This window comes from Streptomyces sp. NPDC028419, from assembly GCF_055565515.1.
Map to the genome: position 1 here is coordinate 7,380 of NZ_JBVHUE010000025.1, position 23,996 is coordinate 31,375.

Annotated in this window: 25 protein-coding genes and 1 riboswitch; of the genes, 18 read left to right on the top strand and 7 right to left on the bottom strand. The window is 71.9% G+C overall.

What is annotated here, in order from left to right:
* The first annotated feature begins 175 nt into the window (after positions 1-175).
* From ACZ4UB_RS26605 to ACZ4UB_RS26650, 10 genes are all read left to right on the top strand, one after another.
* Positions 176-352, top strand: coding sequence for a daptide-type RiPP (locus ACZ4UB_RS26605; protein ID WP_354379883.1), 177 nt, complete (start codon positions 176-178; stop codon positions 350-352).
* 85 nt (positions 353-437) lie between these two features.
* A complete protein-coding gene (locus ACZ4UB_RS26610) occupies positions 438-590 on the top strand; it encodes a daptide-type RiPP (RefSeq protein WP_354379882.1) in 153 nt (50 codons plus the stop codon).
* A gap of 170 nt (positions 591-760) precedes the next feature.
* Positions 761-955, top strand: coding sequence for a hypothetical protein (locus ACZ4UB_RS26615; RefSeq protein WP_354379881.1), 195 nt, complete (start codon positions 761-763; stop codon positions 953-955).
* Complete coding sequence (locus ACZ4UB_RS26620; RefSeq protein WP_354379880.1) at positions 952-1,704, top strand: ABC transporter ATP-binding protein; 753 nt, start codon at positions 952-954, stop codon at positions 1,702-1,704. The genes ACZ4UB_RS26615 and ACZ4UB_RS26620 overlap by 4 nt, the downstream gene beginning before the upstream one ends.
* The gene (locus tag ACZ4UB_RS26625; protein ID WP_468073830.1) at positions 1,697-2,440 is read left to right on the top strand and encodes an ABC transporter permease; all 744 of its coding nucleotides are present in this window, start codon (positions 1,697-1,699) and stop codon (positions 2,438-2,440) included. The genes ACZ4UB_RS26620 and ACZ4UB_RS26625 overlap by 8 nt, the downstream gene beginning before the upstream one ends.
* A gap of 14 nt (positions 2,441-2,454) precedes the next feature.
* Positions 2,455-4,131, top strand: coding sequence for a daptide biosynthesis intramembrane metalloprotease (gene mpaP, locus ACZ4UB_RS26630; RefSeq protein ID WP_468073832.1), 1,677 nt, complete (start codon positions 2,455-2,457; stop codon positions 4,129-4,131).
* 59 nt (positions 4,132-4,190) lie between these two features.
* Positions 4,191-6,734, top strand: coding sequence for a class III lanthionine synthetase LanKC (gene lanKC / locus ACZ4UB_RS26635; RefSeq protein ID WP_468073834.1), 2,544 nt, complete (start codon positions 4,191-4,193; stop codon positions 6,732-6,734).
* Positions 6,735-6,751: 17 nt separating this feature from the next.
* Positions 6,752-7,063 carry a hypothetical protein gene (locus ACZ4UB_RS26640; RefSeq protein ID WP_468073835.1) on the top strand — a complete coding sequence of 104 codons (312 nt, stop codon included), beginning with the start codon at positions 6,752-6,754 and terminating at the stop codon, positions 7,061-7,063.
* 37 nt (positions 7,064-7,100) lie between these two features.
* Positions 7,101-7,415, top strand: coding sequence for a hypothetical protein (locus ACZ4UB_RS26645; protein WP_468073837.1), 315 nt, complete (start codon positions 7,101-7,103; stop codon positions 7,413-7,415).
* A gap of 2 nt (positions 7,416-7,417) precedes the next feature.
* Positions 7,418-8,623 (top strand): glutathionylspermidine synthase family protein, encoded by a 1,206-nt coding sequence (locus ACZ4UB_RS26650; RefSeq protein WP_468073839.1) that lies wholly within the window; start codon positions 7,418-7,420, stop codon positions 8,621-8,623.
* Positions 8,624-8,625: 2 nt separating this feature from the next.
* Here ACZ4UB_RS26650 and rocD read toward each other — a convergent pair whose 3' ends face one another.
* A complete protein-coding gene (rocD, locus tag ACZ4UB_RS26655; protein ID WP_468073841.1) occupies positions 8,626-9,858 on the bottom strand; it encodes an ornithine--oxo-acid transaminase in 1,233 nt (410 codons plus the stop codon).
* A 110-nt stretch (positions 9,859-9,968) separates the two neighbouring features.
* Positions 9,969-10,059, top strand: a riboswitch (ZMP/ZTP riboswitch).
* A gap of 35 nt (positions 10,060-10,094) precedes the next feature.
* Here rocD and ACZ4UB_RS26660 point away from each other — a divergent pair.
* From ACZ4UB_RS26660 to ACZ4UB_RS26675, 4 genes are all read left to right on the top strand, one after another.
* Positions 10,095-11,363 carry a serine hydroxymethyltransferase gene (locus tag ACZ4UB_RS26660; RefSeq protein WP_468073843.1) on the top strand — a complete coding sequence of 423 codons (1,269 nt, stop codon included), beginning with the start codon at positions 10,095-10,097 and terminating at the stop codon, positions 11,361-11,363.
* A 536-nt stretch (positions 11,364-11,899) separates the two neighbouring features.
* Positions 11,900-12,913, top strand: a complete 1,014-nt coding sequence (gene trpS, locus ACZ4UB_RS26665) for a tryptophan--tRNA ligase (RefSeq protein ID WP_468073845.1) — start codon at positions 11,900-11,902, stop codon at positions 12,911-12,913.
* Positions 12,914-13,063: 150 nt separating this feature from the next.
* Positions 13,064-13,663 (top strand): 2'-5' RNA ligase family protein, encoded by a 600-nt coding sequence (locus tag ACZ4UB_RS26670; RefSeq protein WP_468073847.1) that lies wholly within the window; start codon positions 13,064-13,066, stop codon positions 13,661-13,663.
* A gap of 184 nt (positions 13,664-13,847) precedes the next feature.
* Positions 13,848-14,828: a YihY/virulence factor BrkB family protein gene (locus tag ACZ4UB_RS26675; protein ID WP_468073849.1), complete on the top strand. Its 981-nt coding sequence runs from the start codon at positions 13,848-13,850 to the stop codon at positions 14,826-14,828.
* Here ACZ4UB_RS26675 and ACZ4UB_RS26680 read toward each other — a convergent pair.
* Complete coding sequence (locus ACZ4UB_RS26680; protein WP_468073851.1) at positions 14,776-16,041, bottom strand: D-alanyl-D-alanine carboxypeptidase family protein; 1,266 nt, start codon at positions 16,039-16,041, stop codon at positions 14,776-14,778. The genes ACZ4UB_RS26675 and ACZ4UB_RS26680 overlap by 53 nt on opposite strands.
* 121 nt (positions 16,042-16,162) lie before the next feature.
* On the opposite strand from ACZ4UB_RS26680, the gene ACZ4UB_RS26685 reads away from it, so the two are divergent.
* From ACZ4UB_RS26685 to ACZ4UB_RS26695, 3 genes are all read left to right on the top strand, one after another.
* A complete protein-coding gene (locus tag ACZ4UB_RS26685) occupies positions 16,163-16,417 on the top strand; it encodes an SCO4848 family membrane protein (protein ID WP_468073853.1) in 255 nt (84 codons plus the stop codon).
* Positions 16,418-16,422: 5 nt separating this feature from the next.
* Positions 16,423-17,895, top strand: a complete 1,473-nt coding sequence (locus tag ACZ4UB_RS26690) for a metallophosphoesterase (protein WP_468074014.1) — start codon at positions 16,423-16,425, stop codon at positions 17,893-17,895.
* A gap of 134 nt (positions 17,896-18,029) precedes the next feature.
* Entirely contained in the window at positions 18,030-19,586 is a 1,557-nt protein-coding gene (locus tag ACZ4UB_RS26695; RefSeq protein ID WP_468074016.1) for an ABC transporter substrate-binding protein, read from the top strand.
* Positions 19,587-19,617: 31 nt separating this feature from the next.
* Here the strand turns inward: ACZ4UB_RS26695 and ACZ4UB_RS26700 are convergent, their stop codons facing one another.
* From ACZ4UB_RS26700 to ACZ4UB_RS26710, 3 genes are read right to left on the bottom strand one after another with little or no spacing between them, the layout of a single operon-like run.
* Complete coding sequence (locus ACZ4UB_RS26700; protein WP_468073855.1) at positions 19,618-20,403, bottom strand: TetR/AcrR family transcriptional regulator; 786 nt, start codon at positions 20,401-20,403, stop codon at positions 19,618-19,620.
* Positions 20,385-20,816 (bottom strand): thiol-disulfide oxidoreductase DCC family protein, encoded by a 432-nt coding sequence (locus ACZ4UB_RS26705; protein WP_468073857.1) that lies wholly within the window; start codon positions 20,814-20,816, stop codon positions 20,385-20,387. Before ACZ4UB_RS26705 ends, ACZ4UB_RS26700 begins: the two co-directional genes overlap by 19 nt.
* A 3-nt stretch (positions 20,817-20,819) precedes the next feature.
* Complete coding sequence (locus ACZ4UB_RS26710) at positions 20,820-21,224, bottom strand: hypothetical protein (RefSeq protein ID WP_354379864.1); 405 nt, start codon at positions 21,222-21,224, stop codon at positions 20,820-20,822.
* A gap of 154 nt (positions 21,225-21,378) precedes the next feature.
* Here ACZ4UB_RS26710 and ACZ4UB_RS26715 point away from each other — a divergent pair, with 154 nt between their 5' ends.
* On the top strand, positions 21,379-22,701 hold the full coding sequence (locus tag ACZ4UB_RS26715; protein ID WP_468073859.1) for a serine/threonine-protein kinase: 1,323 nt from the start codon (positions 21,379-21,381) through the stop codon (positions 22,699-22,701).
* Positions 22,702-22,708: 7 nt separating this feature from the next.
* On the opposite strand, the gene ACZ4UB_RS26720 is transcribed toward ACZ4UB_RS26715, so the two are convergent.
* Positions 22,709-23,224, bottom strand: a complete 516-nt coding sequence (locus ACZ4UB_RS26720; RefSeq protein WP_468073861.1) for a hypothetical protein — start codon at positions 23,222-23,224, stop codon at positions 22,709-22,711.
* A gap of 56 nt (positions 23,225-23,280) precedes the next feature.
* Positions 23,281-23,886, bottom strand: coding sequence for a Uma2 family endonuclease (locus ACZ4UB_RS26725; RefSeq protein ID WP_468073863.1), 606 nt, complete (start codon positions 23,884-23,886; stop codon positions 23,281-23,283).
* Positions 23,887-23,996 lie beyond the last annotated feature (110 nt).

Here is a 23,996-nt window from a genome sequence, read left to right on the forward strand (position 1 = left end):
GGTGTCGGCGCCGGTGTCGTCGTCGCCTCGGCGGCGGCCTACGGCAGCTACGTCGCCTCCGCGGCGCTGATCGCCACCTGAGCGGCCCGTACCGCGTCCGGCGGTACCCCCTCCACACCAGCACCACCCCTCGCACGACCCACTGAACGATCCACACGGAATCAGGAGCTTTCCCATGCAGGAGAACCTCGCGATCGACGCCTTCCCCGCCCTTGAGCTCGGCATGCAGGAGCTGGAGGCCATGGAGGCGCCGGGTTGGTGGACCGGTATCGGTGTCGGCGCCGGTGTCGTCGTCGCCTCGGCGGCGGCCTACGGCAGCTACGTCGCCTCCGCGGCGCTGATCGCCACCTGAGCGGCCCGTACCGCGATCGGCGGTACCCCCTCCACACCAGCACCACCCACTGAACCACCCACACGGACAACAGGAGCACACCACCATGCAGGACCTTCTCAAGCAGGACGCCGCCACCACCCTCGAGCTCGGCATGCAGGAGCTGGAGGCCATGGAGGCCCCGTCGTTCTGGTCCGGTTTCAAGCAGGGCCTGGTCATCAGCGGCATCGCCGTCGCGAGCGCCACGCTCGCCACCTGATCGCGCCGGTAGCCCCGGCTACCGACGGTTCGCAGGACCGGAGTTCCGGTCCCCCAGGGTGACTCGGTCCCGTGGCGGTGGCGCAAGCCACCGCCGCGGGCCCCCCGCCCCCGGATCACGCATCCGGATCACGCATCACACGCACAGAGCTGAAGGAAGAGGGAGCCACCATGTCGAAGGAGAATCCCCGCAAGGGGTCGAACGGCCAGCTGGGCACCACCGCCGCGCTGCTCGCGCTGGCCATGGCCGTCGTCAACGCGCAGCTGTCCGGGCCCGCGCTCATCGCCGCCATGACGGTCATCGGACTCGGGCTGATCGGCTGCGCCGCCAAGCTCGGCGCGAACGTCGCCGCGAGCAAGCGATGAGCGCCGCCGGTGTCGTCCGCGCCACGGGCCTGACGAAGGAGTTCGGCCGGTTCACGGCCGTGCGGGACGTGACCTTCGAGGTCCGCCCGGGACGGGTGACCGGACTGCTCGGGCGCAACGGCGCCGGCAAGTCCACCTCCCTGCGCATGCTGCTCGGCCTGGTCCGCCCCACCTCCGGCTCCGCCACCGTCTTCGGCCGGCCCTACACCGAACTCCCCGACGCCGCCCGGCGCATCGGCGTCTGCATGGACGGCATCGGCCCGACCCCCGGTGCCAGCGGCCGCCGCGACCTGCGGATCTGGGCCCGCACCCTCGGCGTCTCGAACGCCCGCGTCGACGAGGTGTTGGACCGCGTCGGCCTCACCGACAGCGCCGACCGCTCCGCCAAGGGCTACTCCACCGGCATGCGCCAGCGCCTGGCCCTGGCCACCGCCCTGCTGGCCGACCCCGAACTGCTCGTCCTGGACGAGCCGGCCAACGGGCTCGACCCGGACGGCATCCGCTGGCTGCGCGACACCCTGCGCGCCCTGGCCGCCGAGGGCCGCACCGTCCTGGTCTCCAGCCACCTCCTCGCCGAGGTCGAACAGACCGTGGACGACGTGATCGTCATCCAGCGCACCCTGCGCTTCGCGGGCACCCTCGCGGAGCTGACCTCCGACGGCGCCGAGCGCCTCGAAGACCGCTTCTTCACGCTGGTGGACGGGGACGCCGGGACCAGCGCGCGCACCGAAAGGCTCTCCCATGCGTAACGTCCTCGCCGGCGAGTGGATGAAGGCATGGACCGGCCGCAGCTGGCTGATCCTGCTCTCCGCCGGGATCTTCATGTCCCTCCTCACCTGCTTCGGGTACGCCTCGTCGGGCGACCAGAAGATCGCCCTCGGCCAGAGCACCGCCGCCGCCGTCACCGACGACATGGCCCAGGCGTGGATGATGACCTTCCTGATGGCCGCCGTGTTCGGGGGCATCCTCGTCACCCGCGAGTACACCTCCGGCGCCATCGCCCGCTCGGTGCTGCTCAGCGGCGGACGGCTGCGGCTGCTGTCCGCCAAGGCCCTCGTCGCCACCGCGGTCGGCCTCCTGAACGGCCTCCTCGCCGCGGGCCTCGCCCTGCTGTGCGCCTCCACGCTGCCGGGCCGCTTCGGCTACGACGGCGACTGGACCGGGCACACCACCCGGATCGTCCTCGGCGTGGTCACCGTGAACGTGATCGCCGCGCCCTGGGGCGTGCTCCTCGGCTGGATCATCCGCAACCAGCTCGCCACCGTCGTCACCGTCATCGGGCTGACCCTCCTCGTCGAACCGGGCCTCCAGCAGATCGTCCCGGAGGTGGCCGCGTACCTGCCCACCATCGCGATGAGCTCGGTCTACCTCGACGGCAAGCCCGAGCTGCTCTCCGTACCGCTCGCGCTCCTGGTCCTCGCCGGTTGGCTCGCCGCCGCCGCGGTGGCCGCCCGCCAGTCGCTGCTCTCCCGCGACGTCATCTAAGGCGTGATCCAGACATGTCCCCCAAGACGCTGATCCGGAAGGCACCGGCCGAGCGGGCCGCCGCCGCGGACCGTGACCCCGCGCTCCTGGAGCGCCCGCGCGTCGCCGCGAACGTGGAGATCCACGAGCCCGTCGAGACCGGCGCCCCCTGGGTCCTCCAGCGCGGCGAACACCAGCACTTCCGGCTCCAGCCCGACCTGGCGCGCCTGGTGCGGGCGATGGACGGCTCCCTCGACCACGCCGGCCTCGCCGAGGTCCTCGGCCCGCCGTGGACCGCGCACCACGTCGGCCTCGCCGTGGACCGGCTCGCCGAGAGCAAGGTCCTCGACGACGGCAAGCCGGTGGAGCGCCGCAGCAGCTGGTTCCGCTTCGTCCCGCCGATGACCCTCCAGTTCACGATCCTGCGCCCCGAGCGGTTGCTGGCCCGCCTCGCACCGGTCATCCGGCTGCTCGCCGGCCGCGCCTCGGCCACCCTCGCCACCCTGTTCGTGCTGGGCGGCGTACTCGCCCTGGCGCTGCTGACCCCCGAGGTCGACGCGGCCCTGGGCCGGCCGCTCCCCTTCTCCGCCTACTTCGGCGTGATGATCGGGGTGCTCGCCACCACCGCCGTCCACGAGGTCGGCCACGGCGCGGTCCTCACGTACTACGGCGGCCGGCCCAGCCGGATGGGCTTCATGCTCTTCTACATGTCGCCCGCCTTCTTCTGCGACGTCTCCGACGGCTGGCGGCTCTCCCGCAAGGAGCAGCGCGTCCGGGTCGCCCTGGCGGGCATCGCCACCCAGAGCGTGATCGCCGGCGCCGCCGCGCTCACCGCGCTGCTGCTCGGCCCCTCTGACCTGCGCGACGCCGTCCTCGTCTTCGCCGTCGCCACCTACACCAGCGGCGTCGTCAACCTGCTGCCCTTCGTGAAGCTCGACGGCTACATCGCGCTCATGAGCCACCTGGACGTCCCGCACCTGCGCGACCGGGCCATGACCGACGCCCGCCGCTTCCTCGCCAGGACCCTCTTCGGGGGCCGCGACTACGCCCGCGAACTCGGCGACCGGCCCTGGGCGGTGGCCTTCGGGCTGGCCTGCATGGCCTTCCCCCTGTACGTCGTCGCGGGCGCCCTGACCCTGTGGTCGGACCTGCTCCAGCGGCTCGGCGCCGTCGGCACCGGCGCCGTCCTGATGGCCGTCTGCTACCTCGTCTACCGCCTCGGCCTGGGCTTCACCCGCCTCGCCGCCGAGGGCCGCACCGCCGGGGCGCCGCTGTGGCGCACGGTCGCCGCGGGCCTGCTGCTCACCGGCGCGGCCGGCGCCGCGCTGGTCCTCGTCACCCTGCCGCACACCGTCTCCGCCGGGTACGTCGCCCAGGACCGGGGCCGCGTCGCCCTCGTCCTGCCGAGCAGCGCCGACCTCTCCGCGATCCGCCCGGACGCCACGGTCCGTCTCTACCGGGCCGGACTGATGACCCGCGAGCAGACCGGCACCGCGCGCGTCGCCGCGCTGACCCGCACCGAGACCACCGCGCCCCTGTCGGCCTTCCTGCCGGTGTCCGCGACCCCGCTGGAACTGCCCGTCACCACGCTCCCGCTGACGGTGGACCGGCTCCCCGCCGACCGCACCGGGGCCGCCCGCGTCGACCTCGGCAGCCTGCCGCTGGGCGAGTGGCTGTACGAGAAGTACGTCGCCCCGCTCTGGCGCCGGTAACTCCCGGCACCGGCCCAGCCCCGTCCCCCTTCCCGCCCCCGTCACGAACGGAGCGCACCATGGACCTTCGCTACATGACCTACTGCCAGCCCGGCAATCCGTTCTACGACGTACCGGCCACCGCCGCCGCGGACGCCAGCGCGTTCCCGGCGGTGACCGGCCCCCTCCCCGAGGGCTGGACCCGCACCGACAACACGCACTGGCTGCTGATGACCCCGCCCGCCACCGTGCTGCCCGGCCAGGGTTGGAAGATCCACGTGTCGGCCACCCTGGAGAACGCCGACCGGATCCTCGACCTGGTCTGGGACTTCTGCGTGGCGGAGCGGGTCACCTTCAAGTTCATCCGCAGCGCCGGCATCCTCAAGCAGCGCAACAGCAAGTACGGGGACCGCGGCAGCAGCGGCAAGTTCTTCACCATCTACCCCGTCGACGAGCCCCAGTTGGAGCGGATCCTCACCCGCCTCGGGGACCTCCTCGACGGCGAGCGGGGCCCCACCATCCTCAGCGACCTGCGCTGGCGCTCCGGCCCGCTGTACGTGCGCTACGGCGGCTTCGTCGCCCGCCTGGGCCGCTCCGAGACCGGCGAACTCGTGCACTGCGTCGAGGACCCCGAAGGCCGCCTGGTGCCCGACGTGCGCGGCCCCTCCTTCCGGCCCCCGGCCTGGGTGGAGCTGCCGGGCGTGCTCCACGACGCCCTCGCCGCCCGCAACGCCGCCACCCTCCAGGACTTCCCCTTCCGGGCCACCAAGGCCCTCCACTTCTCCAACGGCGGCGGCGTCTACCAGGCCACCGACACCCGTGACGGCAGCGCCGTCCTGCTCAAGGAGGCCCGCCCGCTGGCCGGGCTCGACGAGGACGGCCACGACGCCGTGGCCCGGCTGGAGCACGAGCACTGGGCCCTGGAGCAGCTCGCGGGCCTGGACTGCATCCCCCCGGTGATGGACTACCGCAAGGGCCACGAGCACTGGTTCCTGGCCCGGGCGTACGTGGACGGCAAGCCGCTCGCCCGGGAGCTCCTCAGCCGTAACCCGCTCGTCAACGACGACCGCTCGGCCGACGCGGGCGCCGCGTACGCCGCGTACACGGCCTGGGCGCTGAAGATCGTCGAGCAGGTCGAGCGGGGCGTCGAGGCCATGCACGCCAAGGGCGTCGTCTTCGGCGACCTCCACCCCAACAACATCCTGGTCCGGCCCGACGACACCATCGCCTTCATCGACCTGGAGACCGCGACCCCGGTCGACTCCGAGTCCGCGCAGGCCATCGGCGCCCCCGGCTTCCGCGCCCCCACCGGGTACAAGGGCACGGCCGTCGACCGGTACGCCCTCGGCTGCATCCGGCTCGGCGTCTTCCTGCCGCTCACCGTCATGGCCACCTGGTCCGCGGCCAAGGTGGACCAGCTGATCGGCGTGGTCACCGAGAACTTCCCGGTGCCCGCCGACTTCGCCGACCGGATCCGGGCGGACCTCGGCCCGGACCCGCACCCCGGCCAGCCGGCCGAGGCCGACCCGGAGCCCCTGTGGACGGCGCCGACCCCGGCGAGCTGGCCCGTACTGCGGGACACCCTCACCGGCGACCTGCTGGCCAGCGCCACCCCGCAGCGCGCGGACCGGCTCTTCCCCGGTGACGTCGAGCAGTTCTCCGTGCCCGGCGGCGGCGCCACCTTCGCCTACGGCGCGGCCGGGGTGCTGTGGACGCTCGCCGAGCTGGGCCGCACGCCCGCCGAGGAACACGTGGCCTGGCTGACCGACGCCGTCGACCGCGCCACCGACATGCGGCCCGGCTTCTACGACGGGCTGAGCGGCGTCGCGTACGCCCTGGACCGGCTCGGCCGGGCCGACGCGGCCGCCGCCGTCATGGAGCGCGTGCGCGCGACCCCGCTGGACGACCTCGACCACGGCCTCTTCGGCGGGCTCGCCGGGATCGGCCTGACCCAGCTGCACTTCGGGGACGCCGAGGGGGCCGCGCGGACCGCCGCGCTGATCGCCGACCAGGCGCCGGGCGGCGGTGCGGGCCGCCGCCGGCCCGGCCTGCTGCACGGCGCGGCGGGCGGGGCGCTCTTCCTGCTCCGCCTGTACGAGGCCACGGGCGACCCCAAGTACCGCCATGTAGCGGGGGAGTTGGTGCGGCACGACCTCGCCGAGGTGGGCTGGTCCGAGGACAGCGACCCCGCCGGATCCGAGGACGCCGCCTGGAAGGTGCCGTTCCTGGCCTTCGGCGGCGCCGGACTGGGCATGGTGCTCCACGAGGCGGCGCGCCACCTGCCCGACCCGGAGTTCCTCCGGGCGCGGGACGCGCTGCGCGAGCAGGCCGGCCCGTCCTTCATGCTGAACGCCGGCCTCTTCCACGGCCGCGCCGGGGCCCTGCTGGCGCTGCGCCACCCGCGCGACGCGTCCCCGGCCGCCGACCGGGCCGTACTGCGCCACCTGGACGCCCTCGGCTGGCACGCCGTGCGCTGCGACGGCCACCTGGCCTTCTTCGGCGACCACACCCTGCGGCTGTCCGCCGACGTGGCGACCGGAACGGCCGGTGTCCTCCTCGCGGTGGAGAGCGTGCTGGGCAATGCTGACCTCGGCCTGCCGTTCCTCGCCCCGGCCCCGCGTTGACCTGCAAGGAGACCGAGATGACCAGCACCACCTACCACCTCGTCGTCGCCCCCGACGGCCGCGGCCCCGAGGGCGCGGCGCCCGAGCTGGCGGCCGTGCGGCTGATCTCGTTACTCCCGCCGGACTGGGGCTACGCGCCCCGGTACCCCGACGGGACGGTGTCCCTGGTGCTGACCCCGCCGCCCGGGACCACCGACGAGGGCGCGCACGCCCTCTTCGGGCGCGCCCTCGCCGACCCGGGCCTGCGCGGCTGGAGCTGGGTCAACGGACCGGCCCGACGGATCCCGACCGAGGATGGCCGGATTCCATCGGTGGGCGCGCCGCATTAGGGTGGCGGCCAACACTGCCGGCAGGGGGAGCCCGTCCATGGACAACAGCAGCGGTACGACGCGACGGCGGATGCGCTCCGGCGCGGTCGCCCTCGGCGGCGTGGGACTGCTCGCCGCCTCCCTCGTCGCCTGCGGTTCCAGCGACGAGCCCGACAAGCGGTGCGTGTCGAAGACCTCGCTGGACAAGCTGGACGGCAAGGAGTGCCGAAGCGGCGGCCGCGGCACCTACTACTACGGCGGCACCACCAGCAGCAGCGGCAAGGTCACCGGCGGCAGCTTCGACAAGTCGGCGGTCAGCCGCGGCGGCATCGGCGGCGGCTCCAAGAGCGGCTCCAAGAGCAGCGGCGGCTGAGCGTGCGCCGCCACACCATCGAGCCCCGCCCCGACTGGCAGCGGACCGTCGAGGAGCAGGGGCTGGTCTACCCGCTCACCCGCTACCCCGACGACTCCCTGCGCCCCTACTGGGACGAGAGCGCGTACTACTCCTTCACGCTCCCCGAGGTCGAAGCCCTCGAAGACGTCGTCGAGGAGCTGCACGCCATGTGCCTGGCCGCGGCCGCGCACATCGTGGAGCACGACCGGTTCGCCGACCTCGGCATCACCGACCCGCGGCTGGCCGCGCTGATCGGCGAGTCCTGGCGGCGGCGCGCCGAACAGCCCTTCCTCTACGGCCGTTTCGACCTGCGCTACGACGGCGCGGGCGGCCCGGCCAAGATGCTGGAGTACAACGCGGACACCCCGACCTCCCTCGTGGAGGCGGCCGGTCCGCAGTGGTTCTGGATGGAGGAGCGCTTCCCCGGCGCCGACCAGTGGAACTCGCTGCACGAGCGGCTCGTCGAGGCCTGGCGCCGCCAGGCCCCGCTGCTGCCGCCCGGGCCCGTGCACTTCGCGCACTCCGAGGCGGACGAGCTCGGCGAGGACCTGATGACCGTCGCCTACCTCCGGGAGACCGCCGAGCAGGCCGGGCTCGCGACCGAGGCGCTGCCGGTCGAGCAGATCGGCTGGGACCGGCTCTCGGGCCGCTTCGTCGACGAGAAGCTCCGCTTCATCCGCAGCTGCTTCAAGCTCTACCCGTGGGAGTGGCTGGCCGAGGACGACTTCGGCCCGCAGGTGCTGGACACCATCGACCTCGGCGGAGCCAGCGGCTCCACCCTGTGGATCGAACCGCTCTGGAAGATGCTGCTGTCCAACAAGGCCCTGTTGGCGGTCCTGTGGGAGCTGTACCCGGACCACCCGAACCTGCTCCCCGCCTACCTCGACGGCCCGCGCGAGCTCGCGCACACCACGGGGTACGCCGTGAAGCCGCTGCTGGGCCGCGAGGGCGCCGGGGTCACCCTGCACCCCGCCGGCGCGCCCCCGTACGAACCCCAGGCCGCGCCGGACGGGGACGACGGGCCGGTGTGCTTCCAGGGCCTCGCCCCGCTGCCCGACTTCGACGGCAACCGGGTGGTGCTCGGCGCGTGGGTCGTCGAGGACGAGGCCGCGGGGCTCGGCATCCGCGAATCCGCGGGGCCGGTCACGGACGAGTACGCCCGCTTCCTGCCCCACGTGATCCTCTAGGTCTACGCGGACAGGACGGCGCGCAGCTGGTCGAGGCCCCAGTCCAGGTCCTCCTTGCTGATGACCAGCGGCGGTGCGATGCGGATGGTGGAGCCGTGGGTGTCCTTGACCAGGACCCCGCGCGCCATCAGCTTCTCGGAGATCTCCCGGCCCGTGCCGAGCGCCGGGTCGATGTCCACCCCGGCCCACAGCCCGCGCCCGCGCACGGCGGTCACCGCGCCGCCGCCCACCAGCAGCCCCAGCTCCCGGTGCAGGTGGTCGCCCAGCTCGGTGGCGCGCTGCTGGTACTCGCCGGTGCGCAGCATCGCGATCACCTCCAGGGCGACCGCGCAGGCCAGCGGGTTCCCGCCGAAGGTGGAGCCGTGCTCGCCCGGGCGGAAGACCCCGAGCACGTCCCGGTCGCCGACCACCGCCGACACCGGCACCACCCCGCCGCCGAGCGCCTTGCCCAGGATGTAGAGGTCCGGCACGACGCCCTCGTGCTCCAGGGCGAAGGTCTTCCCGGTCCGCCCGAGCCCCGACTGGATCTCGTCGGCCATGAACAGCACGTTCCGCTCGCGCGTGAGCTCCCGTACGGCCGCGAAGTAGCCCGGCGGCGGCACCAGCACCCCCGCCTCGCCCTGGATCGGCTCCAGCAGCACGGCGACGGTGGTGTCGGTGAGGGCCGCCGCGAGGGCGTCGAGGTCGCCGTAGGGGACGATGTCGAACCCCGGCGTGTAGGGCCCGTAGTGGTCACGGGCCTCGGGGTCGGTGGAGAAGGACACGATGGTCGTCGTACGGCCGTGGAAGTTGTTCGACGCGACGACGATCCTGGCCTGGCCGTCGGGGACGCCCTTGACCTCGTAGCCCCACTTGCGGGCGGTCTTCACGGCGGTCTCCACCGCCTCCGCGCCCGTGTTCATCGGCAGCACCAGCTCCTTGCCGCACAGCGCGGCCAGTTCGCCGCAGAAGTCGGCGAAGCGGTCGTGGAAGAAGGCGCGCGAGGTGAGCGTGACCCGCTCCAGCTGCGCCTTCGCCGCGTCGATCAGCCTCCGGTTGCCGTGGCCGAAGTTGAGGGCCGAGTAGCCCGCGAGCATGTCGAGGTAGCGCTTGCCCTCCACGTCGGTCATCCACGCGCCCTCCGCCGAGGCGACGACGACGGGGAGCGGATGGTAGTTGTGCGCGCTGTGCGCGTCGGCGGCGCTGATCGCGGCCACAGTGGCGGCATTGCTCTGGGCGTCGGTCTGAGTCGACACGGGGTCTCCGTTTCGTCCGTGCGGGGCAGTGACGAGGGTGGCGTCATTGTCTATCTCGCTCGCGATGCGGACGGGGAAACCTCGAACGTGGCGCGGCGGCTAAGCTGGGCGGCACGCACGGCGACTGGCGTACGGAGAACCAACTCCGGGGGAGTCGTGCGCGCACGACCGCATCAAGGGCCGCTCGCCTGGGCCTCGCGGGGACGAGATCTGACATCGACCCCGGAGGAGCCGCCATGTCCGCGAGCCGCCACCCCGCCCTTTTCGCGACCGACCCCGAACTCGCGTCGTTCGTCGCGGCGGAAGAACAGCTGCAGGCCGACACCCTGCGCCTGATCCCCAGTGAGAACTACGTGTCCGCCGCCGTCCTCGAAGCGTCCGGCACCGTGCTGCAGAACAAGTACAGCGAGGGCTACCCGGGCCGCCGGTACTACGAGGGCCAGCAGAACATCGACCGCGTCGAGGCCCTCGCGATAGAGCGGGCCAAGGGGCTCTTCGGCGTGGACCACGCCAACGTCCAGCCCTACTCCGGCTCCCCGGCCAACCTGGCCGTCTACCTGGCCTTCGCCGAGCCGGGAGACACCGTGATGGGGATGGCCCTGCCGATGGGCGGGCACCTGACGCACGGCTGGGGCGTCTCCGCGACCGGGTCGTGGTTCCGGGGCGTGCGCTACGGCGTCCGCGCCGACACGGGGCTGATCGACTTCGACGAGGTCCGGGACCTGGCCCTCAAGGAGCGGCCGAAGATCATCTTCTGCGGTGGCACCGCGCTGCCGCGGACCATCGACTTCGCGGCCTTCGCCGAGATCGCGAAGGAGGCCGGGTCGGTGCTGGTCGCCGACGTCGCGCACATCGCGGGCCTGATCGCGGGCGGCGCGCACCCCAGCCCCGTCGAGCACGTCGACGTCGTCTCCACCACCACGCACAAGACCCTGCGGGGGCCGCGCGGGGCGATGCTGATGTGCCGCGAGGAGCACGCGAAGGCCATCGACAAGGCGGTCTTCCCCGGGCTCCAGGGCGGGCCGCACAACCAGACGACCGCGGGCATCGCGGTGGCCCTGCACGAGGCCGCGCAGCCGGCCTTCGTGTCGTACGCGCACGGGGTGGTCGCCAATGCGAAGGCGCTGGCGGCGGCGCTGCTGGAGCGGGGCTTCGACCTGGTGTCGGGCGGCACCGACAACCACCTGATCCTGATGGACCTGACCTCGCGGGGGGTGTCGGGGAAGGTGGCGGCGAAGGCGCTGGACCGGGCGGGGATCGTCGTGAACTACAACACGGTGCCGTTCGACCCGCGCAAGCCGTTCGATCCCTCGGGGGTGCGGATCGGGACGCCGTCGCTGACCTCGCGGGGGCTGCGGCCGGAGCACATGCCGCTCGTCGCCGACTGGATCGCCCGGGGCGTCGCGGCGGCCGCCGCCGCCGACGAGCCGGCCCTGGCCACCCTCCGCACCGAAGTGACCTCCCTCATGACCACCTTCCCGGCCCCGGGCCTGCCGGTCGCCTAGGAGCCCTGCCCCCACCAGCCCCGCCGGCGTTTGAGGCGCCCCCGGAGGGCCGGCCGGCTACGGCGCTCCGGCCCACGCCGTCCGCGGCTCGTCGCGCCCTCCGGGGGCGCCTCAAACGCCGGCGGGGCTGGTTTGGTGGCCCTGCACAGGGGCTGGCCCCAGCCCCATCCAGCCTCGCCGGCGTTTGAGGCGCCCCCGGAGGGGCGGTCGGCTATGGCGCTTCGGCGCACGCCGTCCGCGGCTCGTCGTGCCCTCCGGGGGCGCCTCAAACGCCGGCGGGGCTGGATAGGTGGCCCTGTGCAGGGGTTGGCCTCGGGCCGTTCAGCCTCGCCGGCGTTTGAGGGGCCCCCGGAGGGGTGGGGGTGGGGGTGGAAAGCGGTCGCTTGATTCGTGCAAGATCAAGCCGACCGGGTACGGGCGAGTACGCGGGGTCACGCCCGCCCCCACACCGCCCCCCACCCCGCCGCGGCGTCACAGCCAACCGATTCCGGCCAGCGGGGGCCGAAGACCGCCCCCGCACCTGAGAGAATGGGCCCATGGCCTCTGATCGTCCCCGCGCGCTCTCCGGTATCCAGCCCACCTCCGGTTCGTTCCACCTCGGGAACTACCTCGGAGCGATTCGGCAGTACGTCGCCCTGCAGGAATCCCACGACGCCTTCTACATGGTCGTCGACCTGCACGCGATCACCATGCCGCAGGATCCGAAGGAACTCCGCGCCAATACGCGGCTCTCCGCCGCCCAGCTGCTCGCCGCCGGTCTCGACCCCGAGCGCTGCACCCTCTTCGTCCAGAGCCACGTGCCCGAGCACGCGCAGCTCGGCTGGGTCATGAACTGCATCACCGGCTTCGGCGAGGCCAGCCGGATGACCCAGTTCAAGGACAAGTCCGCCAAGTCGGGCGCGAACAACGCCACCGTCGGCCTGTTCACGTACCCGATCCTGCAGGTCGCCGACATCCTCCTGTACCAGGCGAACTCCGTCCCGGTCGGCGAGGACCAGCGCCAGCACATCGAGCTGACCCGCGACCTCGCCGAGCGCTTCAACCAGCGCTTCGGCCAGACCTTCACCGTCCCGGCCGCCCACATCGTCAAGGAGGTCGCGAAGATCTACGACCTCCAGGACCCGGCGATCAAGATGTCGAAGTCCGCGTCCACCCCCAAGGGCCTGATCAACCTCCTCGACGAGCCCAAGGCCACCGAGAAGAAGATCAAGAGCGCGGTCACCGACACCGAGGCCGAGATCCGCTTCGACGCCGAGAAGAAGCCCGGCGTCAGCAACCTGCTCACGATCTACTCCACCCTCACGGGTACGGCGATCCCCGTCCTGGAGGAGAAGTACGAGGGCAAGGGCTACGGCGCGCTGAAGACCGACCTGGCCGAGGTCATGGTGGACTTCGTCACTCCGTTCAAGCGGCGCACGCAGGAGTACCTGGACGACCCGGCGACCCTGGACGACGTCCTCGCCAAGGGTGCGGAAAAGGCCCGCGCGGTCGCTTCCGAGACGCTGGCGAGCGCGTACGACCGGCTCGGTTTCCTGCCCGCGAAGCACTGACGGCGGGGGCGCCGACCGCCGGGACCTGCGACTCTGGCCGTTTGGATGCGCTGCCCTCACACTGGGGGCGGAACATCCCGCACAGGCGACGCACAGACGCATGACGACGACCGCATGCGGATCACGGATCAGATCACCGAGGAGACATACGTGGGGACCGTAACGCTCGGCGTTTCGATCGCGGTCCCGGAGCCGTACGGCAGCCAGCTCCAGCAGCGGCGCGCCGGCTTCGGGGACGTTGCCGCGCACGGCATCCCCACGCACGTCACCCTCGTACCGCCGACCGAGGTGGACGCCGACCGGCTGCCCGCGATCCGGGCCCACCTGACCGAGGTCGCGGCGGCCTTCCGCCCCTTCGCGATGCGGCTCTCCGGCACCGGTACCTTCCGGCCGCTCTCGCCCGTCGTCTTCGTCAAGGTCGTCGAGGGCGCCACGGGCTGCACCCGGCTCCAGGGCCAGGTCCGCGACCCCGCGGGCCCGGTCGACCGGGAGCTGGCCTTCCCGTATCACCCGCACGTCACGGTCGCCCACGGGATCTCCGAGGAGGCGATGGACCTGGCCTTCGAGTCCCTCGCCGACTACGACGCGGAGTGGACCTGCACGGGCTTCGCGCTCTACGAGCAGGGCTCCGACGGGGTCTGGCGCAAGCTGCGCGAGTACCCGTTCGGGACCGGTCCGACGGGCGTTCCGGCGCAGGCCGGGTCACCGGTCGACGAGCCGACCGCGCACCGCGCCCGACCCCGCTCCTGACTCCGGCTCCGGCCGACCGGACGTAGCGGCCGCAGGGCCACCATCGTGCGGAACCGGAGCGTGCGCAGGAGCAGGGCGTGGAACGGGCGGTCCACAGCCGCCGTGCGGAAAGTCACAATCGACGACCGTAGCGCCCGAAAGCCATAATCCCGGCTATTTCGGGCGGCTGAATTACGGTGACCCCATGGACTGGCTGACGAAACTCCCTGTGATCGGGCCCCTGGTGAGTCGTCTCATGCGGACCCACGCGTGGCGTTCGTACGAGCGCCTGGACCGGGTGCGCTGGAGTCGGCTCGCCGCCGCCATCACCTTCATCAGCTTCCTCGCGCTCTTCCCGCTGATCACGGTGGCCGCCGCCGTCGGAGCGACGCTGCTCAGCGCCGACCAGCTCGACCGGCTGGAGGCCAACCTGACCAAGCAGGTTCCCGGGATCTCCGACCAGCTCGACATCGACGGCCTGGTCAGCAACGCCGGCACGGTCACCCTCGTCGCCGCCGGACTCCTGCTCTTCACCGGCATCGGGTGGGTGGGCTCCATGCGCGGCTGCCTGCGCGCGGTCTGGGAGAAGGACGACGAGGACGACGGGAACCCCTTCGTCCGCAAGGGCAAGGACGGCCTCGTCCTGGTCGGCCTCGGCGGCGCCGCCCTCTGCTCGGCCGTCGCCTCGATCCTCGGCTCCAGCGCGGTCGGCCGCTTCGGGCAGTGGCTGGGCATCCCCGACCACGGCGGCGGCGGCGCGGTCCTGCGCGCGGGCGCCTTCGCGGTCGGGGTGCTGGCCGCCTTCCTGCTCCTGCTGTACGTCCTGACCCTGCTGCCGGGGGTCCAGCCGCCGCGCCGGCGGCTGCTCCAGGCGGCCCTGATCGGCGCGGCGGGATTCGAACTGCTGAAACTGCTGCTCAGCGGCTACATGCGGGAGGTCGCGGCCAAGAGCATGTACGGGGCCTTCGGCGTCCCCATCGCCCTGCTGCTCTGGATCAACTTCACCGCGAAGCTGCTGCTCTTCTGCGCCGCCTGGACGGCGACCCGCGACGACGCCGACGGCGACGGCGCGGAGGACCCCGAGGACGGGGCCGAGGTCGACGCCGACGCCGACGCCGACGGAGCGAAGGACGTCAGCTCGGGTCCCCGCCGCGCGCCTGGCGGCCCCGCGGCCAGCGCCGGTTGACCAGGAACGCCCCGCCGGCCAGCACCGCCACCACGGCGCCCGCGATGCCGAGCGCCGTGCCGAGCCCGCCGCCGCCCTCCTCGCTCGCCGCGGTCGCCGGGTTGTTCTCGTGCGACTGGGCGGGGGAGCCGTGCGAGGAGGTGTCCGCGCTCTTCGGCGGCACCAGCTCGCCGACCGGCTTCACCTTCCCGGCCGCCGCGAAACCCCAGTCGAAGAGCGCCGCGGTCTCCTCGTAGACCGAGTTGACGCCGCCCGCGCTCGGATTCATCACGGTCACCACGAGCTTCTTGTCACCGCGCTGCGCGACCCCGGTGAAGGTGGACCCGGCCATGGTGGTGTTGCCGTTCTTCACCCCCGCGATGCCCTTGTACGGGCTGATGCCCCCCGCGCCCGTCATCAGCCGGTTGGTGTTCTGGATCTCGAAGGAGTCGCGCGGCTGGCCGGGCCGCTGCTCGCCCGGGAACTTCGCGCTGGCGGTGGCCGCGTACTCCCGGAAGTCCTTCTTCTGCAGCCCGGAGCGGGCGATGAGGGTCAGGTCGTAGGCGCTGGACACCTGGTCCGGGGCGTCGTAGCCGTCGGGCGAGATCACGTGCGTGTCGAGCGCCTGCAGCTCCTCGGCGTGCGCCTGCATGTCCTTGACGGTCTTCTCCACGCCGCCGTTCATCGCCGACAGCACGTGCACGGCGTCGTTGCCGGAGCGCAGGAACACCCCGAGCCACAGGTCGTGCACGGTGTATTCCTGGTCCTCCTTGACCCCGACCAGGCTGCTGCCCGTGCCCATCCCGGACAGCTCCTGCTGACTGACCTTGTGCACCTGGTCCTTGGGGAGCGTGGGCAGCACGGTGTCCGCGAAGAGCATCTTCAGCGTGGAGGCCGGGGGCAGCCGCCAGTGCGCGTTCTGCGCCGCCAGCACCTCGCCGGTCTCCGCGTCCGCCACGATCCAGGAACGCCCCGTCAGGTTCGTCGGCAGCGCGGGCGCGCCCGGCATCAGATTGACCTGCGGTCCCGGCTGGCCCAGCAGGCTGCCGCCGATCCCCGACATCTTGGGGGGCGGGGCGGGTGCCTTCACGGGGGGCTTGCCGCCCTTGTCGTCCGAGGACGGCGTGGGGGTGGGCGTGGGCGGGGGAGTGACGGCGTACGCGGGGGCCGCGACCAGGGCGGGCAGCAGCAGCGCGGTGGAGAGGACCGTCAGCGCGGTCTTTTTGGCAGACACGCACGAGAACGTACATCCCCTCGCCGCGTCAGCCGGTCCGGTCCGGCCAACCCGCCGCAACCACCGCCGGGACAGCCCACCCCGACGCGTCCGTCCTGGGGACGGAACCGATACTGGCCCCATGAGACTCAGCCGCGCCGCATCCTGGTTCCTGCTCGCCTTCGGGGTGTGGAGCTGGTTCATCTGGACGACCTTCGTATCGAACCTGTGGAAGGACGGCAGTGGGCTCGCCTTCGACGACGCCGGTGACCCCACCGCGTACTTCTGGGTGCACCTGACGCTCGCCGTCGTGTCCTTTCTCCTGGGGACGGGTGTGGGGATCATCGGGTTGCGTGGGGTGCGGGCGCTGCGGCGTGGATCACGTGGTGTGAAGTGACCGTCCTGGTCTTCGCGCTGGTGGCGCTGGCGGTGCTGGCGCTGTTGGTGCTGGTGCACCGGTGGGTGTGGGTCCGGCTGGTGCGGGACACGACGGCTCCCGGTGGGTGGGCGCGGCGGGTGCTGACGGGGGGTGTGGTCGGGCTGCCGGTGTTGTCGGTGGCGGCGCTGGTCTCTGGGCGGGCGGGGGCGCCGTTCTGGGTCCAGCGGGGGGTGGCGTGGCCGGGGTTCATGTGGCTGGCGCTGCTGCTGTACCTGGTGCTGGCCCTGGTCGTGGCGGAGCCGCTGCGGCTACTCCTCCTCCGCCGCCGCCCCGCCTCCGGCGAGGCATCCGGGCCCCCCGGCGCCCCAATCGCCGCCGAGGCCGAAGGCGGCACCCCCGCCGGTTCCCTCCGTGCCCCCGGCGGCGCCTCAATCGCCGGCGGGGCTGAGGGTGGCACCCCCGCGGGGGTCCCCTGTGCCTCCGGCGGCGCCTCAAACGCCGGCGGGGCTGAGGGGGGCGGCTGGGCTGAGGGTGGCGGTGTGGCTGGGGATGGTGGTTCCGGGTGCGGGGATTCAGCCTCGCCGGCGTTTGAGGCGCCGCCGGAGGCACAGGAGGCCCCGGCGGCGCCGCAGGGCTCCCCGCACGCCGGGCCCGGGCCCGGGCCCGGGAGTACCCGGCGGGTGTTCGTCGCGCGGGTTATGGCCGGGGCGGTGGTGGCGGCCGCTACGGGCACCGTCGGCTACGGCACGTACGGCGTGCTGCGCGGCCCCAAGGTCAAGCGGGTGACCGTCCCCCTCGCCAAACTCCCCCGCTCCGCCCACGGCTTCCGCATCGCCGTCGTGAGCGACGTACACCTCGGCCCGATCCTCGGCCGCGCCCACACCACCCGCATCGTCGAGGCCGTCAACGCCACCCAGCCCGACCTGATCGCGATCGTCGGCGACCTCGTGGACGGCTCGGTCCACGACCTCGGGTCGGCCGCCGAGCCGCTGGCCCGGCTGCGCGCCCGGCACGGCAGCTTCTTCGTGACCGGCAACCACGAGTACTTCTCCGGCGCCCAGCAGTGGGTGGACCACGTCCGCGAGCTAGGGCTGCAGCCGCTGGAGAACGCCCGCCAGGAGCTGCCGTACTTCGACCTCGCGGGCGTCAACGACGTCGCCGGCGAGAGCGAGGGCCACGGCCCGGACTTCGACCGCGCCCTCGGCGGCCGCGACCGCGACCACCGCACGGCCGTGCTCCTCGCCCACCAGCCGATCGTGATCCACGACGCGGTCCGCCACGGGGTGGACCTGCAACTCTCGGGGCACACCCACGGCGGTCAGCTGTGGCCGGGAAACTACCTCGCGGAACTCGCCAACCCGACCGTCGCGGGTCTGGAACGATACGGGGACACGCAGCTTTACGTGTCCCGGGGAGCCGGTGCGTGGGGACCCCCCGTAAGGGTGGGGGCACCCTCTGACATCACCGTCGTTCAACTCGCCTCATACCAGACATAATTCCTCGGACCCGGCATCGAAACGCCCTTCCACCTCCGAATTTTCCGTGATTGGGTGACCGGTAATCGGATAAATATGCGCCAGCAGCGGACATGCGGCTCGGCGCGGGGTGGGCTATGAGGAGTACTGGGATGCTGCGGTCTGTCCGCTCTAAGATCATCGCGGCCGGGCTGGTCCTGGGCACAGTGGGGGCCGGGGCCTGGGTGCTGCTGCCCGATGACGCCGCCGGGCATGGCGCGATCACGGTGGGTACGACCGACTCGGTCTCCTCGCTGGACCCGGCCGGGGCGTACGACGCCGGTTCCTGGGCCCTGTACAGCAACGTCTACCAGTCGCTGCTGACCATCAAGCCCGGATCGGACGTACCGGTCCCGGACGCGGCCACGTCGTGCAAGTTCATCGGGGCGAAGCTCACCACGTACCAGTGCGAGCTGCGCACCGACGTGAAGTTCTCCAACGGGCGCGCGATCACGGCCGAGGACGTCAAGTTCTCCATCGACCGGATCAAGGCGATCAACTCCAAGCAGGGCCCGGCGCCCCTGTTCAACACGCTGGAGTCGGTCAAGGCCGAGGGGCGGACGATCACCTTCAACCTCTCCGCCCGTGACGCCACCTTCCCCTTCAAGATCGCGACGGGTGCCGCCGCGATCGTCGACAAGGACAAGTACCCGGCGAAGGGGCTGCGCGAGGACGACAAGGTCGACGGCTCCGGGCCGTACGTCCTGGGCGCCTACAAGGACGGCGCGAGCGCCGAGCTGAAGCCGAACCCGGCCTACAAGGGCGCGGTCAAGACGGCCAAGTCGGCGGTCACGGTCAAGTACTTCAAGGACTCCGACTCGCTGAACGCGGCCTGGAAGGACAAGGGGATCCAGGTCGCCCACCGCGACATGCCCCCGGAGGTCCTGGCGGGTCTGAACCCGAGCCTGAAGGACACCCGCTACCAGGAGTCCGGCGGCACCGAGACCCGCAGCATGGTCTTCAACGTCCGCCCGGGCTCGGCGACGGCGAAGCAGCCGGTCCGCCAGGCGATCGCCGCCCTGCTCGACCGGTCGAAGATCGCGGGTGACACGTACAAGGGGACGGTCACCCCGCTGTACTCCACCGTCCCGGCCGGCATCGCGGGTCACAGCACGCCCTTCTTCGACACCTACCCGGCGCCGAGCGCCGCGACCGCGAAGAAGCTCCTCAAGGACGCCGACATCGCGACCCCGGTCAGCTTCAAGCTCGGGATCAACGTGCGCGGTGTGAACGTCGCCGAGGCGGCCGAGATCAAGAAGCAGTTGGAGTCCTCGGGCCTCTTCCAGGTGCAGGTCGAGGCAGTGCCGGTGTGGGAGGACTTCCAGCGGGACTACGCGGCGGGCAAGTTCGACGCCTACACGATCGGTTGGATCCCCGACTTCCCGGACGCGGACAACTTCACCGCCCCGCTCGTCGGCGCCGACTCCAGCATGAACAACGGCTTCGCCGACAAGACGGTGGGCGACCTGATCACCCGTACCCAGTCCTTCTCGAACCGCGGCGAGGCGGCGAACGACTTCCGCGAGCTCCAGCGGGTCGTCTCCCAGCAGATCCCGATGCTGCCGATCTGGCAGAAGAAGGACTACGTCCTCTCCCGCGAGGCCGTCACCGGGGCGCAGTACCTCTCCGACGGCACGGGCGTGTGGCGCCTGTGGGAGCTGAACTGGCTGTGATGTCGAGCGGCCTGCGGAGGCGTCGGACGACTCAGTCGTCCGACGCCTCCGGCGTTTGTGCCTTGCCCGTCTTCGAGAAGCGGGACGCCTTCTTCGTGGAGGCGGCGGCCTGGGCCATGCCGGGCAGGAAGTCCGCGAAGAGCTCGTGCAGTTCGCGCACCAGCGGCCGCAGCACCCGGAAGCGGGCCAGGACGATCCCGCGCGTGGTCAGCTGCGCGCCGCGCTCCGCCAGCCGTCGGGTCTTCTCGCTGTTCTCCGAGCGGTCGAAGACCCAGTAGAGGACCAGCCCCATCTGCGAGAGCCACATCAGCTCCGGCAGTACGTCGGCCAGTTCCTCGGGCACCTTGGTCTTCGCCCCGGCCAGGACTTCCTTGTGCATCTCGATCGCCTGGCGCCGCGCGGGCTCGGACTCGGCCGAGAACGGGCTGAGCGGACTCTCGGGGTCCGCCGCGTTCTTGAAGAACTGCGCGGCGAACTCGTGGAAGGGCTCCGCGATGTCCAGCCAGCACAGGAAGACTCCGGCGAGCCGCTTCTGCAGGTCGCTCTCGTTCTCCAGGATCGGCCGGACGGCAGCCTGGTGGGAGCTGCCGATCCGGTCGTAGAACCCCTGGACCAGGTGTTCCTTGGACTCGAAGTAGTAGTAGGCGTTGCCCACCGAGACTCCGGCCTCCTTGGCGATGCCCCGCATGGTCGTCTTGTCGTAACCGCGTTCCTGGAACAGCTTCAGGGCGGTTTCGAGGATCAACGTGCGGGTGTGTTCGCTCTTGGGAGCCTTCTGATCAGTCACGGTGTCCGACCCTATCGGGGTGTGGCGCATTGGTCGTCACAGACCACCTCGGTGGCAGGATCCTGCGCGGAGCGGACGGCTCCGCGCCAGGCGGCCGCCGCGAGCATCGTGGCCCGGGCGAAGGGCCGGCCGGTGGCCGTGGCCAGCCAGTTGGCCTTCGGGCGGTGTTCGACGAGGGCCCACAGGGTCACGATGAAGGCGTCCGTGCCGGTCCACACCTGGCCGCGGTCCCCGATCACCGTGATCTCGCGCAGCGTCGCCGCGTGGTCGAGCCGGGGGAAGCGGTAGCGGGCCCCCTGCGACCCGGCGGGGATCAGTGCCAGGGGGACCAGGCAACGCTGGCTCAGCAGCCAGTTCCTGATGTGCACGCAGAGCGGGCACTGGGCGTCGTAGAGGACGACGAGCTTCTGTACGGGCGCACTCGGCACCCCGGCGGTGAGCATCGGTCAGGCTCCGGCCGGGGCGGTCCAGCCCTGCGGCGCGACCGGCGGGGTCTGCTGGCGCTCCATGATGCCCCGGCGGCGGATCTTGTTCAGCACCCACACGTTGCCGAGGTGCATGATGCCGAGGACGAGCAGGACGACGCCGAGCTTGACCGAGAGGGCCTCGAAGATCCCGCGGGCCTCGGTGATGGCGTAGTCGGCCTGGAGGTAGAGGGCCACGAAGCCGAGGTTCACGAGGTAGAACCCCACGACCAGCAGGTGGTTGACCGCGTCGGCGAGCTTTTCGTTGCCCTGGAGGACGTCGGCGATGAAGATGCGGCCGTTGCGGGTGAGGGTACGGGCCACCCAGACGGTGAGGCCGACGCTGACCAGCAGGTAGATGACATAGGTGAGGACGGTGAGATCCATTGCCCCGGCTCCTTGAACGTGTTCAACTGCTTGACGTGCATGACTGTAGACCTGTTTTTGAACACGTTCAAGCGAATGGCGCGAGGAAACTTCGACCGGCTCCGGGTCGACCGATGCCCTACGGGGTCCGGGGCGCCTGACGTACGATCCGCCCATGGGGGAGCTGTTGGCGACGGGTGCGACTCTGGCTCAGGGGCGTTACCGCATACAGGGGTTGATCGGCGGCGGCGGGATGGCCCAGGTGTACCGGGCCCGCGACGAGCGGCTCGCGCGCACCGTGGCACTGAAGGCGATGCGCGGGGACCTGCCGCACGACCCGGGCTGGGCGGCCCGCTTCCGGCGCGAGGCGCAGGCGATGGCCGCGCTCAGTCACCCCAACGTCGTGGCCGTCCACGACACCGGGGAGGAGGTCGGGCCCGGCGGGGGCGAACCGGTCCCCTTCATCGTCATGGAGCTGGTCGCCGGCCGCAGCCTCGGCGATCACCTGCGCGAGCGCGGCCCGCTGCCGGCGGCCGAGGCCCTGGACCTCGCCGCCCAGGTGCTCGCGGCCCTGGCCGCCGCCCACGCGCAGGCGCTGGTGCACCGGGACATCAAGCCGGCCAACGTCCTGCTGACCGGCGACGGCACGGCCAAGGTCGCCGACTTCGGCATCGCCTCGACGGCGGAGAGCGCGGACGCGGGCCTGACCCGGACCGGCACCGCCATCGGCACCCCGTCCTACATGTCCCCGGAGCAGGTGGAGGGCAGGCGGGGCGTGGACGGGCGCTCCGACCTCTACTCGCTGGGCGTCGTCCTCTTCCAGATGCTGTCCGGCCGGCTCCCGTTCGAGGCGGAGTCGGGATACGCCGTCGGCTACCTCCACGTCCACACCCCGCCGCCGACCCTGGCCGAGGTCGGCATCGAGGTGCCGGCGCCCGTCCAGGGGCTCTTGGACGCGGCGCTGGCGAAGCGGCCGCAGGACCGCTTCCCGGACGCGGCGACCATGCGGGCCGCGGTGCTGGCGGCGGTCCGCGCCCAGCCGCCGACGCAGGTCTTACGGACCTCCGTCCTCGGGGTGCGGGCGCCGGCGCCCGCGCGGGACGCCGCGCCCCGCGCGCTGCCCGAGCTGCCCGCCACGGCCCTGTTCGCGGACCGGCGGCTCCCGTACCCGCCCACGAGCCCGCTGGACCGTCTACGGGGCGCCCTGAGCGCCCTGCGCCGCATGCCGAAGCCGTCGCGCGGTGCGGTCAAGTTCCTTTGCTTCGCCGCCTCTTACCTGATCGCCTGGCGGTGCGTGACGATCGTGCGGGCAGGCGCCTGGCCGCCGCTGGTCATGGTGGCGCTCGGGATCGGCTGCCTCTGGTACGGCGGCGCGAAACGGGGTCACCGCATCCGGGGCCCGGTCTCCTTCTTCCACGAGGTGTTCACCGCGATCGGCTGGCTCTTCTACGGAGGCGGCGCGGTGGTCACGGCGGCGACGCTGCTGATGAGGAAGTAGCGGGCCCTCAGATGCTGAGCGAGCGGGCGTAGTTGAGCTGGTTCATCACCCAGGGGAAGGTGTTCAGGTCGGCGGCCGGGATCATCGTGGCGTGGTGGCGACCACCGCTGGTCACCGTCACCTGGATGTAGCCGCTGGTGACCTTCTCCTTCATCAGGAGGAAGAGCAGCCCGAGCAGGCAGAAGACGGCGAAGACGACCGCGAGCACGATGGACGAGGTGGGGATCTTCTCCTCGGTGCGCGAGAAGTCCGTGGCGTTCCACATCGCGCCCTTGAGCGGCATGGTCCCGCTCGGGGTGATGATCTGGTCCCCGGCGACGGTGATGTCCCCGAGGGCGAAGGACGCCATGCCGGGCGCCGCGTACGGGACGCCCTGACCGCCGAGCGTGGGCTGCTGGTAGGGCGGGGCGTCGGGATAGGGCTGGGGGTATCCGTAGCCCGGGTTGCCGGGCTCCCACTTGGGCGCGCCCGATCCGCCCTGCCCGGGATCGCCTGCGTACGGGTTCGGCTGCTGCTCACTCATACGGCCGATCTTTCCACAGCTTCCCCCGACGGCCCCACGGGAATGCGCGCCGCCCCTCAGGCCCCGGTGAGCTCCCCGGTGATCGTCATGCCCTTGGCGGGTCCGTCGGGGATCGTGACGGGGGTGCCGTAGCCGACGCGGGTCTTGGACCCGTACGTACCCTTGGCCGGGTCGGGGGAACTGAAGACGGTCACCGTGCCGTCGTCGTCGAAGTCGTCGATGACGAGGTAGACGGGGACGCCGGCCTGGGCGTACCAACGCTGCTTGCGGATGTGGTCCCGCCGGTGGGCGTCCTTGCCGGGCGAGACGACTTCCGCGACGAGCGGTACTCGGGTGGCGTCCACGCCCAGTCCCTCTTCGTCGGGGATCTCGTCCAGGTCACCGGGCCCCAGAAACAGGTCGGGGATGCAGACCTTCCTGCCGTGGATGACGTTGGCGTCCTGGTAGACGTCTACGTCGCTGTCGGAGATCTGGGCCTCCAGGGCCCTGCGCAGACGGTGGATGAGCACGGCATGGCGGCGACGGCCGGTGGGAGACACCTCGATGGACCCTTCGATGATCTCGGCCCGGTAGCCCTCCGGAAGGTCCATCGCCTTCCAGGCCTGCCAGAGGACCTCATCGAGCCCCGGGTCGCACGGGGACTCATGAGCAAGAGCGGACATGGGAAGCACCTCCTTCTCTCAGTGTGGGTGCGGACAGTGCTTCGGTACAAGCGACGCCAGGGACCGTACCGCCGTTCGCGCGCCGGCCCGGTCCGATGAAAGGTTCATCC

Coding starts and splice junctions, on each gene's coding strand:
- ACZ4UB_RS26605 (WP_354379883.1), top strand. CDS start 176: ATGCAGGAGAACCTCGCGATCGACGCCTTCCCCGCCCTTGAGCTCGGC.
- ACZ4UB_RS26610 (WP_354379882.1), top strand. CDS start 438: ATGCAGGACCTTCTCAAGCAGGACGCCGCCACCACCCTCGAGCTCGGC.
- ACZ4UB_RS26615 (WP_354379881.1), top strand. CDS start 761: ATGTCGAAGGAGAATCCCCGCAAGGGGTCGAACGGCCAGCTGGGCACC.
- ACZ4UB_RS26620 (WP_354379880.1), top strand. CDS start 952: ATGAGCGCCGCCGGTGTCGTCCGCGCCACGGGCCTGACGAAGGAGTTC.
- ACZ4UB_RS26625 (WP_468073830.1), top strand. CDS start 1,697: ATGCGTAACGTCCTCGCCGGCGAGTGGATGAAGGCATGGACCGGCCGC.
- mpaP (WP_468073832.1), top strand. CDS start 2,455: ATGTCCCCCAAGACGCTGATCCGGAAGGCACCGGCCGAGCGGGCCGCC.
- lanKC (WP_468073834.1), top strand. CDS start 4,191: ATGGACCTTCGCTACATGACCTACTGCCAGCCCGGCAATCCGTTCTAC.
- ACZ4UB_RS26640 (WP_468073835.1), top strand. CDS start 6,752: ATGACCAGCACCACCTACCACCTCGTCGTCGCCCCCGACGGCCGCGGC.
- ACZ4UB_RS26645 (WP_468073837.1), top strand. CDS start 7,101: ATGGACAACAGCAGCGGTACGACGCGACGGCGGATGCGCTCCGGCGCG.
- ACZ4UB_RS26660 (WP_468073843.1), top strand. CDS start 10,095: ATGTCCGCGAGCCGCCACCCCGCCCTTTTCGCGACCGACCCCGAACTC.
- trpS (WP_468073845.1), top strand. CDS start 11,900: ATGGCCTCTGATCGTCCCCGCGCGCTCTCCGGTATCCAGCCCACCTCC.
- ACZ4UB_RS26675 (WP_468073849.1), top strand. CDS start 13,848: ATGGACTGGCTGACGAAACTCCCTGTGATCGGGCCCCTGGTGAGTCGT.
- ACZ4UB_RS26685 (WP_468073853.1), top strand. CDS start 16,163: ATGAGACTCAGCCGCGCCGCATCCTGGTTCCTGCTCGCCTTCGGGGTG.
- ACZ4UB_RS26700 (WP_468073855.1), bottom strand. CDS start 20,403: ATGCGCCACACCCCGATAGGGTCGGACACCGTGACTGATCAGAAGGCT.
- ACZ4UB_RS26705 (WP_468073857.1), bottom strand. CDS start 20,816: ATGCTCACCGCCGGGGTGCCGAGTGCGCCCGTACAGAAGCTCGTCGTC.
- ACZ4UB_RS26710 (WP_354379864.1), bottom strand. CDS start 21,224: ATGGATCTCACCGTCCTCACCTATGTCATCTACCTGCTGGTCAGCGTC.
- ACZ4UB_RS26715 (WP_468073859.1), top strand. CDS start 21,379: ATGGGGGAGCTGTTGGCGACGGGTGCGACTCTGGCTCAGGGGCGTTAC.
- ACZ4UB_RS26720 (WP_468073861.1), bottom strand. CDS start 23,224: ATGAGTGAGCAGCAGCCGAACCCGTACGCAGGCGATCCCGGGCAGGGC.
- ACZ4UB_RS26725 (WP_468073863.1), bottom strand. CDS start 23,886: ATGTCCGCTCTTGCTCATGAGTCCCCGTGCGACCCGGGGCTCGATGAG.